Here is a 16,527-nt window from a genome sequence, read left to right as displayed (position 1 = left end):
AAATATTAATTTGTAGTTATTTTTTAACAAAATTAACAATGAATAAATATTATATTTAACATTTTGTTATTTATTATAAATATAATTACTTTCGTAACAATTCAATCAAAACTCATACTAATCATCAATTAAAAACATCATAATGAAACTACTTCAAAAAATTACTTTGCTGTCAATTGCAACATTAACAATAGTGAGTTGCAATAAAAAAGAATCAGATTTTGTCGATCCATTATTAACCAACAGAGATACTTTAGTTGATCCTTCAGTTGATTTTTTCAACTATGCCAATGGAGGTTGGTTTAAAAAACATCCTATTCCATCTTCTGAAAGAAGTAATGGAATCTTCAGAATGATTCAAGATACCATCAATAATCAAGTGAAATCTATTTGCGAAAAATCGGCTGAAGCAAATGCGGAAAAAGGAAGTAACAAACAAAAAATTGGCGATTTTTATGCTTCAGGAATGGATTCTGTTACCATAAATAAATTAGGTATTTCGCCTTTAAAAAATGATTTTGCCAAAATTGATTCAGTGAAAGATATTCCTAGTTTAATGAAAACGATTGCTTATTTACATTCTATAGGTTCAAGTACTGCTTTTACTTTTTATGTGTATCAAGACGATAAAAATAGTGCTAAAAATGCATTACAATTTATGCAAGGTGGTTTAGGTTTAGGCGAAAGAGATTACTATTTTAATACTGATAAAGAAACGACTGTCATCAGAAATGAATATATAAAACATCTTCAAAAAATGATGGAATTAGCTGGTCAAAAAAGTGATATTGCAACTAAAAGTGCCTCTTCAATTATGAAGTTAGAAACTGATTTGGCGAAAGCATCACGAAAAATGGAAGATTTGCGTGATCCAATTAAAAATTATAACAAAATGTCAGTGGTTCAATTCAATGCGATTACACCAAACATTGATTGGAATACTACATTAAAAGATTTCGGAATTGCAAAAGCAGATACCGTTTTAGTTGGCCAACCAGAATTCTATAAAGCTTTGAATGGCATGTTAAAAAGCTATACTATTGAAGATTGGAAAGCGTATTTAAAATGGAGTTTATTAAATAATTATGCGTCTTATTTAAGTAAAGATTTTGAAAATCAAAATTTCAAGTTTTATGCTACAGTTATGACTGGGGTAAAAGAGCAAAAACCAAGATGGAAAAATGTAGTTGAGCAAACAAACAGTTCATTGGGCGAGTTGATTGGACAGGTTTATGTTGAGGAATATTTACCTAAAGGTTCAAAAGAAAAATTATTAGAAATTGGAAATAACATCAGAACAGTTTATGCAGAGCGTATCAAAAAACTAGATTGGATGAGCGAACCAACAAAAGCGAAAGCATTGCATAAACTAAGTAAAATTGTAATGAAAGTGGGTTATCCTGATAAATGGAAGGATTTGAGTTCAATTTCAGTTGATAGAAATTCTTATTGTAAAAATGTGATGGCTGTTAATAAATGGGATTTTAATGAGATGATTAAAAAATATGGAAAACCAGTTGATAGAACAGAATGGGGAATGTATCCACAAACTTATAACGCTTATTACAATCCAAGTAACAATGAAATTTGTGTTCCAGCTTGTAATATTTTAGTGCCAGGTTATGAAGGTAGAATGCCAGATGATGCTATTTTATATGGGATTATTGGAGGTTCGACTTTTGGACATGAAATCACACATGGATTTGATGATCAAGGAAGTCAGTATGATGATAAAGGGAATTTAAATAACTGGTGGACTGCTGAGGATTTGAAGAAATTCAAACAAAAAACAGCTTTAATTGTGAACCAATACAGTAAGTTTAAAGTAGGCGATAAGTTTGTAAATGGTGATGCTACTCAAGGTGAAAATATAGCCGATTTAGGCGGTGTTGTTATGGGATATGAAGCATTCAAAAAAACCAAACAGTATAAAAACCAAGAAAAAATAAGCGGATTGACACCAGACCAACGTTACTTTTTGGCTTATGGATATGCTTGGATGGTTAATACGAATAAAGAGGCGTTATTAAATCAAATTATGACAGATGTTCACTCGCCAGCACAATTTAGAATTAATGGACCATTAGCTAATTTCCCTCAGTTTCATAAAACATTTAATATTAAACCAGGAAGCCCAATGTATCAACCAGATTCATTGAGAGTTGAGATTTGGTAAATAAAAGCACTTCGACAAGCTCAGTGTGACAATAAAATTAAAAACTACAACCTTACAAGTTGTAGTTTTTTTATGTCTAAATTTCATTACATTTGTCTAATAAATTCAGTATTAGTGAACTCTACCAATAAACTTAAAATATTTAATGATCCGATTTACGGATTTATTACTATACCAAACGGCTTAATTTACGACTTAATTCAGCATCCTTATTTTCAAAGATTACGACGAATTTCTCAAATGGGTTTGTCCTATTTGGTTTATCCTGGTGCACATCACACTCGTTTTCATCATGCTTTAGGTTGTATGCACATCATGCAAAAAGCAGTTCAAACACTTCGTTTTAAAGGAGTTTTAATTTCAGATGAGGAGGAAAATGCGTTATATATTGCTATTTTGTTGCACGATATTGGACATGGACCTTTTTCACATGCAATGGAACACAGTATTGTAGAGGATATTCATCATGAAGCAATTTCTTTACTTTTTATGAATGCTCTAAATACTGAATTTAACGGAAAATTGAGTTTGGCAATTCAAATATTTAAAGGCGAATACCATCGTAAATTTATGTTGCAATTGATATCAAGTCAGTTAGATATGGATCGAATGGATTATCTAAAAAGAGATAGTTTTTACAGTGGTGTTGCTGAGGGTAATATCAATAGTGATCGATTGATACAAATGATGAACGTTCAAGATGATATTTTAGTAATTGAAGAAAAAGGGATTTTTTCTGTAGAAAAATTTCTTGTAGCTCGTAGATTGATGTATTGGCAAGCCTATTTACATAAAACATCAGTAGTTGCAGAGTTGACTTTGACTAAAATTCTTAAACGAGCAAAAGAGTTAACCCAAAAAGGAATACAATTGCCTTGCAGTGAACCACTTTCTTATTTTTTAAACAACAAGATTTCTACAGATGATTTTGATGCCATTGCTTTAAAAACATTTGCTTTATTAGATGACTATGATGTAATGGGAGCAATAAAATCATGGCAATTTAATGATGATTTTGTATTAAGTTCGTTGAGTAAAATGATAATCAATAGAGATTTGCTTAAAATTACCATGCTGGATGAAAAACCAAACAGTGAAAAATTAGATGAGTTAAAGGATAAAATTACAACACTTTACCATCTTTCTGATAAAGAAGCTGCCTATTTTGTTTTTAAAGGAAAATTAAAAAATCAAGCCTATAACAAAGAAAGTGAACCTATAAGTATTTTAAAAAAGGACAAAACAGTTGAAAACATTGTTGATTCAACAGACCAATTGCAGGTAAAAGCTTTATCAAAAGCAGTTACTAAATATTTTATATGTTATCCAAAAGTGCTTCTTGAAGCGTAGGTTTCAATTAAATTTTATATTTTTGCACAAATGAAACAAGCCTTTAAATTTGTAAATTTTATTTTTAAGTATATTTGCGAGTTCCATTTTATTCCTTTGGAAAATATTTTTTTTATAAAATGAAATTCACAGCAGAACAAATAGCAGGTATTCTTGAAGGCGAAGTAGTAGGAAATCCTAGTGCTGAAGTCTATAAATTAGCTAAAATTGAAGAAGGAATTGAAGGTTCTTTAACTTTTCTATCTAATCCAAAATATCAAAATTATATCTATTCAACTCAAGCGACAATAACTATTGTTAATAATAGCTTTGAGCCTGAACAACCTATCACTACAACTTTGATTAAAGTTGAAGACGCTTATAAGTCATTTTCTAAATTACTAGAATATTACAATCAAGTAAAGTTGATGAAGTCAGGAATTGAGCAACCTTCAGTAATTTCTGAAAATGTTATCTATGGTGAGAATTTATATTTAGGAAGCTTTTGTTACATTGGAAAAAATGTTACAATAGGGAAAAATGTAAAAATTTATCCAAATTCATTTATAGGCGACAATGTTACAATTGGTGATGATTGTTTATTTTTTGCTGGTGTAAGAATTTATTCTGAGACAGTTATAGGTAACAATTGTACGATTCATTCCGGAACAATTATTGGTTCAGATGGTTTTGGATTTGCACCTTTAGAAGATGGAACTTTCAGTAAAATTCCGCAAATTGGAAATGTTATTTTAGAAGACAATGTAGAAGTTGGTTCATGTACCACAATTGATAGAGCAACTTTAGGTTCAACCTTTATTAGAAAAGGAGTGAAGCTAGACAATCAAATTCAAATTGCTCATAATGTAGATATTGGAGAAAATACTGTAATAGCATCACAAACTGGTATTGCAGGTTCTACTAAAATTGGAAAGAATTGTATGATTGGCGGACAAGTTGGAATTGTAGGTCATATTACAATTGGTGACGGAGTTAGAATTCAAGCACAATCAGGAATAGGAAAATCATTAAAAGAAGGCGAAACAGTTCAAGGTTCTCCAGCATTTAATTATGGAGATTTTAGTAAGTCATTCGTTCATTTTAGAAATTTCCCTAAAATTGTTTCAGATATTGACGAATTAAAGAAAAAGCTTTAAAAATAAACAAACTAAATTACGATTATATTATGGTTAAGCAAAAAACCATCAAAACAGAGATTTCACTTAATGGAGTTGGATTACATACAGGTAAAGAGGTTACAATGACTTTTAAACCTGCGCCAATAAACAATGGATTTACTTTTGTAAGAATTGATTTAGAAGGGAATCCAATTATTGAAGCAGATGCTAATTATGTTGTTAATACACAAAGAGGAACAAACTTAGAAAAATTAGGTGTAAAAATTCAAACACCAGAACATGTCTTAGCAGCTTTAGTAGGTTGTGATTTAGATAATGTAATTATTGAATTGAATGCTTCAGAATTACCAATTATGGATGGTTCTTCTAAATATTTTGTTGAAGCAATTGAAAAAGTAGGTATTGAAGAGCAAGATGCTGATCGTCAATTTTATGTGGTTAAAGAAGTTATATCATTTACAGATGAAGCTACTGGAAGTGAAATTCTTGTAATGCCAAATGATGATTATTCAATTACAACAATGGTTGACTTTGGAACCAAAGTTCTTGGTACTCAAAATGCTACAATGAAAAGTATTTCAGAATTTAAAACTGAAATTGCAAATAGTAGAACCTTTAGTTTTCTTCATGAGCTTGAAAGTCTTTTAGATAATGGTTTGATAAAAGGAGGCGATTTAAACAATGCAATTGTATATGTGGACAAAGAAATTTCTCCAAATACAATGGAAAACCTCAAGAAAGCATTTGGAAAAGATTCTATTTCTGTAAAAGAAAACGGAATTTTAGACAATTTAACGTTACATTATCCAAATGAAGCAGCACGTCATAAATTGCTTGACGTTGTTGGAGATTTATCACTTATTGGAGTTAGAATTAAAGGAAAAGTAATTGCTAATAAGCCAGGACATTTTGTAAATACTCAGTTTGCAAAAAAACTATCTAAAATCATTAAAATTGAACAAAAAAATCATGTTCCTACTTATGATTTGAATTTGCCACCATTGATGGATATTCATCAAATAATGAATACGTTACCTCATCGTCCGCCGTTTTTATTGATTGATAGAATTATTGAAATGTCTGATACACATGTGGTAGGAATGAAAAATGTAACTATGAATGAAAACTTTTTTGTAGGACATTTTCCAGATGCACCAGTAATGCCAGGCGTATTGATAGTTGAGGCAATGGCTCAAACAGGTGGAATTTTAGTATTAAGTACAGTTCCAGATCCAGAAAATTATTTGACTTACTTTATGAAAATTGATAATGTAAAATTCAAACATAAAGTTTTGCCAGGTGATACTTTAATTTTCAAATGTGATTTAATATCTCCAATTAGAAGAGGAATTTGTCACATGCAAGCCAATGCCTATGCTAATGGAAAACTAGTTGCAGAAGCAGAATTAATGGCACAAATAGCAAAAAAGCAATAACAAAAGTTTATAGTTTTTAGTTTGTCGTTGTAAAACAATAAACAATTAACAACAAACCATAAGCAAATTAAATATGAATCAACCACTAGCATACGTACATCCAGGAGCAAAAATTGCAAGAAATGTTGTAATTGATCCTTTCACTACTATTCATAATAATGTTGAAATTGGTGAAGGAACTTGGATAGGTTCTAACGTAACTATTATGGAAGGCGCTCGAATTGGTAAAAATTGTAATATTTTTCCAGGTGCGGTTATTTCAGCAGTTCCACAAGACTTAAAATTTGGAGGTGAAGAATCACTTGCAATAATTGGTGATAATACAACTGTAAGAGAGTGTGTTACAATTAATAGAGGAACTGTAGCTTCAGGGCAGACCAGAATTGGAAATAATTGCTTAATTATGGCAACGGCACACATTGCACACGATTGTCATATTGGCGATAATGCTATAATTGTTAACGGTGTTGCACTTGCAGGTCACGTTATTGTTGGTAATTATGCAATTATAGGAGGTTTAGCAGCCATTCATCAATTCATTCATATTGGTGATCATGCAATGATTTCTGGTGGTTCATTAGTTAGAAAAGATGTTCCTCCATATACAAAAGCTGCAAAAGAACCTTTGTCCTATGTTGGAATCAATTCAGTTGGATTGAGAAGAAGAGGTTTTACAACCGAAAAAATTAGAGAAATTCAAGACATTTATAGAATTTTATATCAAAAAAATTACAATACATCTCAAGCAGTTGGAATTATTGAAGCCGAAATGGAAGCTTCTCCAGAGCGTGATGAAATATTAGATTTTATTAAAAATTCATCAAGAGGAATTATGAAAGGTTACTCAGGTTCATATTAATTAAAATTTCAAAATAAAAATTAAAAAATAATAAAAAATGGCATCTACATCAGATATTAGAAACGGATTATGCATTAAATTCAATCACGATATTTATAAAATTATCGAATTTCTTCACGTAAAACCAGGAAAAGGTCCTGCTTTTGTTAGAACTAAATTGAAAAGCTTAACTAATGGGAAAGTTTTAGATAATACTTTTTCTGCAGGTCACAAAATTGAAGATATTCGTGTTGAAACTCAAACGTTTCAATATTTATATTCAGAAGGAGATCAATTTCACTTCATGAATACAGAATCATATGAACAAATTACTTTGGATAAAAAAATCTTAGATGCTCCAGATTTATTAAAAGAAGGAACAAACGTGATGGTTCAAATAAATACTGAAACTGATATGCCACTTTCTGTAGATATGCCAGCTTCTATTGTTTTAGAAGTTACTTATGCTGAACCTGGAGTAAAAGGAAATACAGCAACTAACGCAACAAAACCTGCGAAAGTAGAAACTGGAGCTTCAGTAAACGTTCCTTTATTTATTAATGAAGGAGATAAAATCAAAATAGATACCGCTACAGGTTCTTACATGGAACGTGTTAAGGAATAAATTTGTTTCAAGTTTCACGTTTAAGGTTTTATATAACTTCAAACTTGAAACTTTAAACCTGAAACAAAAAGAAATATGAAGTTTTCAAAAGAATATACTCTTAAAGAAATTGCAGAAATCATTGGTTGCCAATATGTTGGAGCCGATGATTTTCCTGTTTATGGCATGAACGAGATTCATGTGGTTACCTCAGGCGATATTGTATTTGTTGATCATCCTAAATATTATGATAAAGCTTTACAATCTGCCGCAACTATTGTTCTTATCAATAAGGAAGTTGAATGTCCAAAAGGAAAAGCGTTATTAATTTCAGATGATCCTTTCAGAGATTTTAATAAATTAACCAATCATTTTAGACCTTTCAATTTTGCTAGTGTTTCCATTTCTAATTCAGCGACTATAGGTGAAGGAACAGTAATCCAACCCAACTGTTTTATAGGTCATAATGTTCTAATTGGAAAAAATTGCATCATTCATTCTAATGTTTCAATTTATGATAATTGTGTCATTGGAGATAATGTGATCATTCAAGCTGGAACAATTCTTGGAGCCGATGCGTTTTACTATAAAAAACGTCCGGAAGGATTTGATCAATTACTTTCAGGCGGAAGAGTTGTTATAGAAAACAATGTAGGAATAGGTGCTCTTTGTACAATTGATAAAGGTGTTACAGGAGATACAACTATTGGAGAAGGAACAAAAATTGACAACCAAGTTCATGTTGGTCATGATACAGTTATCGGCAAAAAATGTTTAATCGCAGCTCAAACTGGAATTGCAGGTTGTGTAATTATTGAAGATGAAGTTACACTTTGGGGACAAGTTGGAACTACAAGTGGAATAACGATAGGAGCAAAGTCAGTAGTTCTTGGTCAAACTGGAGTTACAAAGTCTATTGAAGGCGGAAAATCTTATTTTGGAACACCAATAGAAGAATCACGAGAAAAACTGAAACAATTAGCAAATATTAAGCGTATTCCTGAAATTTTAAAAAATCTAAAATAATGAAAGCAAAAGAGTTAGTATTAGATTTGTATAAAAACGATGTCCTTTTGCATCGTTCTGAAGTGGCTCAATTGCTTCATGAAGATTTAATTATTGAATGGAACAGTAGTAAAGGGTTTGTTCAAATGAAAAAGGAAGATGTTTTAAATCTTTCGGATGAATTAAGTACTGCTTATATTCGATCTAAAATGAGAATTACCCATATTATTGAAGAAGGAAATATGGTTTCAGTTCGTTATTCTCATTTTGTAAAAACTATTGAAAACCCTAGAGAAGAAATGTTATTAGCTCATTTTTTTGTTATTTGGGAAATAAAAGATGAAAAGCTATATCGAGGTTATCAAATGAGTCAATTCTCGTAAAATTATATATATAGAAAATTTGCAAAATAGTAGTAAAAAAACTGAATACTGAATACGGAATACTGAACACTTTTTAATACTTTTGCATCACAAACAATAAAACTAAATAAAAAATATACTATGAGCGTTTTAGTTAATAAGAATTCGAAAATAATAGTTCAAGGATTTACAGGAAGTGAAGGTACTTTTCACGCTTCACAAATGATTGAATACGGAACAAATGTTGTAGGTGGAGTTACACCAGGAAAAGGTGGTTCAACACATTTAGAAAGACCAGTTTTCAATACAGTTAAAGATGCTGTTGAACAAGCAGGTGCAGATACAACAATTATTTTCGTTCCACCAGCTTTTGCTGCTGATGCTATCATGGAAGCTGCAGATGCGGGTATTAAAGTTATAATTTGTATTACTGAGGGAATTCCAGTAGCAGATATGATTAAAGCGTATTCATACATAAAAGATAGAGACTGTAGATTAATAGGTCCAAACTGTCCAGGAGTAATTACACCAGAAGAAGCTAAAGTTGGAATTATGCCAGGTTTTGTTTTCAAAAAAGGTAATGTTGGAATTGTTTCTAAATCAGGAACTTTAACTTATGAAGCTGCTGACCAAGTTGTAAAGCAAGGAATGGGAATTACTACAGCAATCGGAATTGGTGGAGATCCAATTATTGGAACAACAACAAAAGAAGCTGTTGAATTATTAATGAATGATCCTGAAACTCACTGTATTGTTATGATTGGTGAAATTGGTGGTCAATTAGAAGCTGATGCTGCTAAATGGATTAAAGCTGATGGAAACCGTAAACCAGTTGTTGGATTCATTGCTGGTGAAACTGCTCCAAAAGGAAGAACAATGGGACATGCTGGCGCTATTGTTGGTGGTGCTGATGATACAGCAGAAGCTAAAAAACGTATCATGAGAGAAAACGGAATTCATGTTGTAGATTCTCCAGCTGAAATTGGTAAAAAAGTAAAAGAAGTAATGGGATAATTAAAATCCTTTTATATAAACAAAAAAAGAGCTTTCAATATTGAAAGCTCTTTTTTTTTAATAAAATCTAAATTTAATTTAAGAATGGATTAGACCACTTACTATCCGTATAAACATTTGTTCCTGAAAGTGTTTTTAGAAAAGCAATAACGGCATTAACTTCTGGTGCTGTCAAATGTAATTGTTGTCCAAATCCATTTGGTTTTAGTCTTGGATCTAAATTTGTATTATTTATTGCAGCCGTTGTTAAATTACCATAATGTCCTATTGCTGCTTGAAGTGTTGTTATGACACCTGTATGCATCATTGGTCCATTTGGTGTTCCATCCGGTTTTGCAATATCTCTTAAAGATGGAGCTCGAGTATTAGTAAAATCTGCACCTCCAGCTATTGAACCACCAATTCCATTGCTTAATGAGTTTGGGTCAATATCAAATTCTGGTGCTGCATGACAACCTGCACAACCTAATCCTCCAGAAGTTCTATTTCCAGTCGCATCAAAAACAGGTGGCGTTAAAAATAAATTTTTTCCTTGATTTTCCTGTGTAGTAAAATTAGTAAAAGGTTGACCTTCGTTAGTTGCTAAAGCTCTTCCTGCATCATACTTTGAATCAAAAGATTGGATACTTTTGATAAATTGAGCTAACGCAAGTTGCATTTTGTTTTCAGTAATTTCCTCTGAACCATAAACAAATTTGAATAGTTCTTTATAATAACCAATCGCTGATAGTTTAGTAATTAATCCAGAAAATGCTTCATCACCATTTGTACCACTATAACCCATTTCTCCATGATCTTTAATAGGCATTGTGGTTTGAGTTTCTAAATTAATGGCTCTTTCATCCCAAAAGAATTTTGTTTCATTTGCAAATCGATTATTTATTAATCGCATTGAATGTCTTCCTGTAGTTCCGTTTACACCTTGACTTGAAATAGCAATATCACTAAAACCATTTGCTTGATGGTGACAGCTAGCACAAGAAATAGTATTATTGGAAGATAATTTTTTATCATAAAATAAAACCCTTCCTAAAGTAGCTCCTTTATCCGTTATTAAATTAGAACCGGTATTGTTTTTTGTAACATATGCAGGTACAGTTTGATTAGCATAATTGGCTAGATTTGATAGGTTAATGTTGTCTCCAAAAGCAGCAGTAACATTTGGATAAGTTTCAACAGGAACATATTCGCTATCATTATCACTTCCACAAGAAAATGATAATGTGATTATTAGTAACGATGAGATTTTTTTTAGCATATTTATTAATTTTTGGTTTATATTATTTGAAATTGGTACTAATTATTGATAATAATTTTACTGCTAAAGCTATCAGAATTATTTGAAACTTTGACAAAATATACTCCATTATATAAAGCATCAGTCTCTATCGAACACATTGTTGTTCCTTGAAAAATAGTACCTTTTGCAACAATTTGACCAATTTCATTTATAATTTCAACTTTTAAATTATTTTCTGCAAAATCTGTTTGAATAGTTATAAAATTTGTTGATGGATTTGGATAAACTTTAATGTTCGTTTTATTTAAAGAAAAACTATCGTTACTTAAATAAGTAGTAGTTGATTCAGAAACTGTTGTAACTTTTCCACCCGTAACATTCCCATAATATGTTGGTCCAACTACATAGGGATAAGCTGAGTTATGATTAGCATCTACAGTGGCAAAATAGCAATAAATTCCGCTAGGATATTCTGGAGTTATACAAAATCTTCCGTTGTGTGAATCTAAATAAGTTGGATCTGATGGATGAGCAATATATTCATAATCTTCTTTAAAATATCCATTAAAGTAAGTTGAATTTACAGCTGGACCATTTGCTCTAGTGGTTTGACTTTTTAATTGATAACTAGATTTCATTCTACTTATTCCACCAGTTCCATTTGTATTTGTATAGGCATATGCACCATATATTGGAAATCCATCATAGGCAAAACCAATTAGTGGTGAATGTTGACTTGTATTTATTGTATACAATCCTTCAGAATCATATGTGTTACAAATAGTTGAAATTAAATTCAAATCATATTTGAAAGCACTCGGATTTTGATGATGATGATAATTTGTTCCTGCAGGATGTCCTTTAGCGCAGTCAAATCCTAATTTTTCAGCAGGAATTGCATCTCTATTCCATGCTTGAGTTGCCATTGGACCACCAGGACAATTAGGATTTCCTGGACCTCCACATAATGCATTTGTAGAATTATTCCAAGCAACACCATCTCTATAATCAAATAATGAGACACCATTTATAAAAACACCAATGTTTCCGCCTGTCGTTGCTGTTGATGTTCCGGTATTTTGAGTAGGATTTAATGGAAATTTATAAATTGCATTTTGATTTCCAGCTTGATTTGTATTACCATCACCTGTAAAAACTCCAACTGGATATGCAGGAATTCCGGTTGCGTTAACATAAACCCAGTTTGTTGAGTATCTAACTTGTTGGCAATTTACTAGAATACCATTTGAAATTGGTGTTGAATTACCAGTTTGATAATAATTACCTGTTATGGTTACATTTTGCAACCATTTTGTAATCGCAGGATTAGTTTGCGAATACAATAATTGTTGAATAAATAATAGAAGAATAAGGCTTTTTTTCATGTGGATATTTGTTTATTACTTTTAGACGAAACAATTAATTAATTCTTGCGATACTTTTTTAATTTTTTTTCGGGAAGCTGTATCTACGATTAAATAAAAACTCTTTATCGGTTAAAGTTTTTAAAAACGAAATTAATTCAACTTTTTGATTATTTGTTATATCAAATGGTTCATACAATTCTTTAGATAAAGTTTTACTTTTTTTTATCCCAGAATTATAATGTTTAATTACTTCATTCAATGTTTTAAATCTTCCATCATGCATGTATGGAAAAGTAAATTCAATATTTCTTAATGTTGGCACTTTAAACTTAAGTGAATCTTTTGGATTTTTTGTAATTTTCATTCTGCCAAAATCATTTAATGTTTCATCTATCGGCAATCCATTGTTTTTAAATTCATTCGATGAAAATAAAGGTTCTGTATGGCATGATGCACAATGTTTTCTAAACAAACTATATCCTTTTTGCTCCATTTCGGTAAATTTTTCTTCTTTTCTTAAAACCTTATCATATTTAGAATTTGATGTTGTTAAAGAAACTACAAATTGCGAAATTGCTTTTAAAGTCAATTGTCCTGTGATTTTTTTTGTACCAAATGCTTTTTGAAATAATTCTTGATATTCTTTATTATTATTTAATTTTGTTACAACATTTTCTAACGTTTCATCCATTTCTACTTCACTAGTAATAGGAGCAATATATTGAATGTCTAAATGATTTACACCGCCATCCCACATAAACGTTTTGCTCCAAGCTAAATTTTGTAAAGTCAATGAATTTCGGGTTCCAATTTTTCCTTCAATACCATGACTCAAATCATGGTCAACATGTGTAAAACCAGTTTGTTGCAAATGACAACTAGCGCACGAAATGGTAGAATCTTTTGAAACTATAGGATCGTAAAATAATTTCCTTCCTAATTGAAAACCTTCTTCAGTTAGTGGGTTGATTTTAAAATCATAGGTCGGTTTTGGAAATCCTTTTGGAATTTCAAAATAAATAGGAGTGAAGTCCAAATTCGAAAATCCTAAAGCAGTAAAAAATATAACACCTAAAATTAATATAATTTCAATTTTTCTCATTCAACAAAAAATATTTTAGTCGTTAAATCAGCAAAATTCATTGCTTTTTCACAAGGAATCATTATTGTATTGAGCTCTGAAAGATTTATTTGTTCAAATAATTTTGATAAATCCATTACTAAATCAATTTGATTTTGTTTATCACAATTTATAGTGATTTTTCTCAAAGCATAATTTGGCTTCAAATAACCACCAATATGAAACTGAAAAGCATTTTTTCTTGTTTTGCAACTGCCACTTTTTCCTTCTATTTTCATATTAATATAACCGCTTTGCCAAGCCCAATACATTCCGTTTTGTAAATCTAAATCGCCTGACAAAGCTCCAGAAACACTCGCTGTACTATCAATTCCTATATTAAAACTTATTTTAGAAATTTCTTTATTTTCTTTTTTGGTAATTGGAAAAGAGTTAAAATGTTCAACATTTATCAAATGATAACTATCTTTTTCTCTAAAAATAGTTCCGTCGTTATAATTTATTTCAACTCCCGAAATATAAAATTTAACTACGTTTATTTGCAGTGTGTCCTTATCAGAGACATAGTTTTTATTTAACTCTAAATGTTCTGATTTCCATTTGAATTGAATATCAAAAAATAAAGAATCCTTTTCTTTTTGAGCAAATGCATTAAAAAAGAAAAGGAAACTTAAAATGAAATAAAAAAGAGTTTTATTCATGTTTTGGTCTTCTTGGATGTGAAAAGATTTTGCTCAATTCTTCCGTTAAATTTTTGTAATCAGATAATTGCTCTTTTTTACAAAGTTTTTTTATTTCTAGAAAATGATTAAAATGCGTAGTTTCAATTTGTTTTTGATAATCTGCTAATTTTAAAAATAAACTATCTTTTTTATTATTATCTATATTTTCATGGTTTAACAATTGATACAATTCATTTTTTGTAGCTCTTATAGAATCATCCAAATTTCTGATGTTTTTTTGATGAACAAGAATAGTTTTTTCGTAAGCAACTATTTGATTTTTATCAAAATGAAGTTTTTCTATTACAACTTCTCTTGGCATTTTTCTTCCTCTTGGACCATCGTTACCTTTCGATAAAAATAGAAAACTAAGAATTCCAAAATTTAATGCTACTAATGCAATTACTGCAAATACTAATACTTTAGTCTTGTTCATAACTACTTATATAATTGATTACTCTTATTAATTGATTGCTCTAAACTTGCAATTTCAGATTCATTTGAACCTGATTTATCATTAATTAAAATGATATTTAAGGAAACTAAAATTATAATTGATGCTGCAACTAACCATAAAGTTCTAGTTGAAATTTGGGATTCTTTTATTCGTTGCTCAATTTTTTGTAAAACAATGTCACTTGGAGTTACAGATGTAATTCCATCGACACTATTTAAAATATTATTTATAAAATCTTCTTTTTCCATTTTATTTAAAATTTAGTTCCAAATTTTTCAATTTGTTCCTCATTTACATTAGACGTAACTTTTATTTATTTCTTGCGGTAATTTTCAAATTTTTTACTCAATTTTTCTTTTAATATTGTTTTTGCTCTAAAAACCAATGATTCTACAGATGAAATGCTAACGTTCATAATTTCAGCAATTTCTGGATTACTTAATCCATCTATTTTAGACAGGATGAAAGCTGTTTTTTGATTTTCTGTCAATTCATTAATTACACTAAAAAGTATTGCGGCATTTTCTTTATTTTCTAATTCTATTCCCGGATGTTCAAAGTTGGAAATGTTATTTAATTCCAATTCATTTTCTGATTTTTTGCCAAAAATAAAAAAGCGCTTAACACTATTTTTATGTTTGATAAAATCTAAACTTTTGTTAATTGTGATTCTGTAAATCCAAGTTTTAAGTGATGATTTTTCATTAAAAGATGCCAGTGAATTATGTATTTGAACAAAAACATCTTGAGTGATTTCTTCTGCATCTTCCACATTTTGAAGGTAATGCAACGCAACATTATAAACCAATATTTTATATTGATTGTAAATGGCAATAAAATCGCTGTGGTTGCTCTTCATTATTTTAAAGTATCACTTTAAGACTTGAACTTGTTAAAAAGGTTTAAATGTACACTAATATTTTAGAAATTGTAAATTAGTCTTATATTTGGCTTTTATTTAATAGAACAAAAAATACCTAACTATTATGAAATTACTTGAAGGAAAAGTAGCTATTATTACTGGTGCAAGCCGTGGAATTGGTAGCGGAATTGCAAAAGTATTTGCAAAACACGGAGCAAACGTAGCTTTTACATACAGTTCATCTGCCGAATCAGCTTTGGCATTAGAAAATGAATTATCAGCTTTAGGAATTAAAGCAAAAGGATATAAATCAAATGCAGCCGATTTTAATGAAGCTCAAAAATTAGTTGACGATGTAATGGCAGAATTTGGAAACATTGATGTTCTAATCAATAATGCTGGAATTACAAAAGATAATCTGTTGATGAGAATGAGTGAAGAAGATTTTGATAAAGTAATCGAAATCAACTTAAAATCTGTTTTCAATATGACTAAAGCAGTTCAAAAAGTAATGTTGAAAAACAGAAAAGGTTCTATTGTTAACATGAGTAGTGTAGTAGGAGTGAAAGGAAATGCTGGTCAAGCAAATTATGCCGCTTCAAAAGCAGGAATGATTGGTTTTACAAAATCTATTGCTTTAGAATTAGGTTCAAGAAATATTCGTTGTAATGCAATTGCTCCAGGATTTATTGAAACCGAAATGACAGCAAAACTAAACGAAGATGTAGTGCAAGGTTGGAGAGATTCTATTCCTTTAAAACGTGGTGGAACTCCAGAAGATGTTGCCAATGCTTGTCTTTTCTTCGCATCCGACATGAGTGCTTACGTTTCTGGACAAGTTCTTAATGTTGATGGAGGAATGTTAACTTAAAAATAGTTTGCAGTATTCAGTGTT

General features: G+C 30.3%; 17 protein-coding genes. 10 read left to right on the top strand and 7 right to left on the bottom strand.

What is annotated here, in order from left to right; genetic code table 11:
- The first annotated feature begins 142 nt into the window (after positions 1-142).
- From Q0049_RS04955 to sucD, 9 genes are all read left to right on the top strand, one after another.
- Entirely contained in the window at positions 143-2,176 is a 2,034-nt protein-coding gene (locus Q0049_RS04955; protein ID WP_298117219.1) for a M13 family metallopeptidase, read from the top strand.
- Between the two features lie 114 nt (positions 2,177-2,290).
- Positions 2,291-3,526 (top strand): HD domain-containing protein, encoded by a 1,236-nt coding sequence (locus tag Q0049_RS04950; protein ID WP_298117217.1) that lies wholly within the window; start codon positions 2,291-2,293, stop codon positions 3,524-3,526.
- A gap of 119 nt (positions 3,527-3,645) precedes the next feature.
- Positions 3,646-4,662, top strand: a complete 1,017-nt coding sequence (gene lpxD, locus Q0049_RS04945; RefSeq protein ID WP_298117215.1) for a UDP-3-O-(3-hydroxymyristoyl)glucosamine N-acyltransferase — start codon at positions 3,646-3,648, stop codon at positions 4,660-4,662.
- Between the two features lie 29 nt (positions 4,663-4,691).
- Positions 4,692-6,080: a bifunctional UDP-3-O-[3-hydroxymyristoyl] N-acetylglucosamine deacetylase/3-hydroxyacyl-ACP dehydratase gene (locus Q0049_RS04940; protein ID WP_298117213.1), complete on the top strand. Its 1,389-nt coding sequence runs from the start codon at positions 4,692-4,694 to the stop codon at positions 6,078-6,080.
- 73 nt (positions 6,081-6,153) lie between these two features.
- Entirely contained in the window at positions 6,154-6,939 is a 786-nt protein-coding gene (gene lpxA / locus Q0049_RS04935) for an acyl-ACP--UDP-N-acetylglucosamine O-acyltransferase (RefSeq protein ID WP_298117211.1), read from the top strand.
- A 37-nt stretch (positions 6,940-6,976) separates the two neighbouring features.
- Positions 6,977-7,543, top strand: a complete 567-nt coding sequence (gene efp, locus Q0049_RS04930; protein WP_298117209.1) for an elongation factor P — start codon at positions 6,977-6,979, stop codon at positions 7,541-7,543.
- 75 nt (positions 7,544-7,618) lie between these two features.
- Entirely contained in the window at positions 7,619-8,548 is a 930-nt protein-coding gene (locus tag Q0049_RS04925; protein ID WP_298117207.1) for a UDP-3-O-(3-hydroxymyristoyl)glucosamine N-acyltransferase, read from the top strand.
- Positions 8,548-8,910, top strand: a complete 363-nt coding sequence (locus Q0049_RS04920) for a nuclear transport factor 2 family protein (RefSeq protein WP_298117205.1) — start codon at positions 8,548-8,550, stop codon at positions 8,908-8,910. Before Q0049_RS04925 ends, Q0049_RS04920 begins: the two co-directional genes overlap by 1 nt.
- A 120-nt stretch (positions 8,911-9,030) precedes the next feature.
- Entirely contained in the window at positions 9,031-9,903 is an 873-nt protein-coding gene (gene sucD, locus Q0049_RS04915) for a succinate--CoA ligase subunit alpha (RefSeq protein WP_298117203.1), read from the top strand.
- A 73-nt stretch (positions 9,904-9,976) separates the two neighbouring features.
- Here sucD and Q0049_RS04910 read toward each other — a convergent pair whose 3' ends face one another.
- The 7 genes from Q0049_RS04910 to Q0049_RS04880 all read right to left on the bottom strand — a co-directional run bounded on the left by Q0049_RS04910 (position 9,977) and on the right by Q0049_RS04880 (position 15,629).
- Positions 9,977-11,161, bottom strand: a complete 1,185-nt coding sequence (locus tag Q0049_RS04910) for a cytochrome c peroxidase (protein WP_298117202.1) — start codon at positions 11,159-11,161, stop codon at positions 9,977-9,979.
- 38 nt (positions 11,162-11,199) lie between these two features.
- Positions 11,200-12,528, bottom strand: coding sequence for a YHYH protein (locus Q0049_RS04905; protein WP_298117200.1), 1,329 nt, complete (start codon positions 12,526-12,528; stop codon positions 11,200-11,202).
- Positions 12,529-12,586: 58 nt separating this feature from the next.
- Positions 12,587-13,612: a cytochrome c peroxidase gene (locus Q0049_RS04900; protein WP_298117198.1), complete on the bottom strand. Its 1,026-nt coding sequence runs from the start codon at positions 13,610-13,612 to the stop codon at positions 12,587-12,589.
- Positions 13,609-14,292, bottom strand: a complete 684-nt coding sequence (locus Q0049_RS04895; RefSeq protein ID WP_298117196.1) for an MbnP family protein — start codon at positions 14,290-14,292, stop codon at positions 13,609-13,611. The genes Q0049_RS04900 and Q0049_RS04895 overlap by 4 nt, the downstream gene beginning before the upstream one ends.
- Positions 14,285-14,749 carry a hypothetical protein gene (locus tag Q0049_RS04890; protein WP_298117178.1) on the bottom strand — a complete coding sequence of 155 codons (465 nt, stop codon included), beginning with the start codon at positions 14,747-14,749 and terminating at the stop codon, positions 14,285-14,287. Before Q0049_RS04890 ends, Q0049_RS04895 begins: the two co-directional genes overlap by 8 nt.
- A gap of 2 nt (positions 14,750-14,751) precedes the next feature.
- Positions 14,752-15,018, bottom strand: a complete 267-nt coding sequence (locus Q0049_RS04885) for a hypothetical protein (protein WP_298117176.1) — start codon at positions 15,016-15,018, stop codon at positions 14,752-14,754.
- 65 nt (positions 15,019-15,083) lie between these two features.
- A complete protein-coding gene (locus tag Q0049_RS04880; RefSeq protein WP_298117174.1) occupies positions 15,084-15,629 on the bottom strand; it encodes an RNA polymerase sigma factor in 546 nt (181 codons plus the stop codon).
- A 127-nt stretch (positions 15,630-15,756) separates the two neighbouring features.
- On the opposite strand from Q0049_RS04880, the gene fabG reads away from it, so the two are divergent.
- Positions 15,757-16,503: a 3-oxoacyl-[acyl-carrier-protein] reductase gene (gene fabG / locus Q0049_RS04875; RefSeq protein ID WP_298117172.1), complete on the top strand. Its 747-nt coding sequence runs from the start codon at positions 15,757-15,759 to the stop codon at positions 16,501-16,503.
- The last annotated feature ends 24 nt before the right edge of the window (positions 16,504-16,527 follow it).

The sequence above is a fragment of the Flavobacterium sp. genome, from assembly GCF_027484205.1.
Classification (GTDB): domain Bacteria; phylum Bacteroidota; class Bacteroidia; order Flavobacteriales; family Flavobacteriaceae; genus Flavobacterium.
The sequence above is the reverse complement of the archived record's forward strand: the minus strand, read 5'-3'. Positions and strand labels throughout refer to the sequence as shown.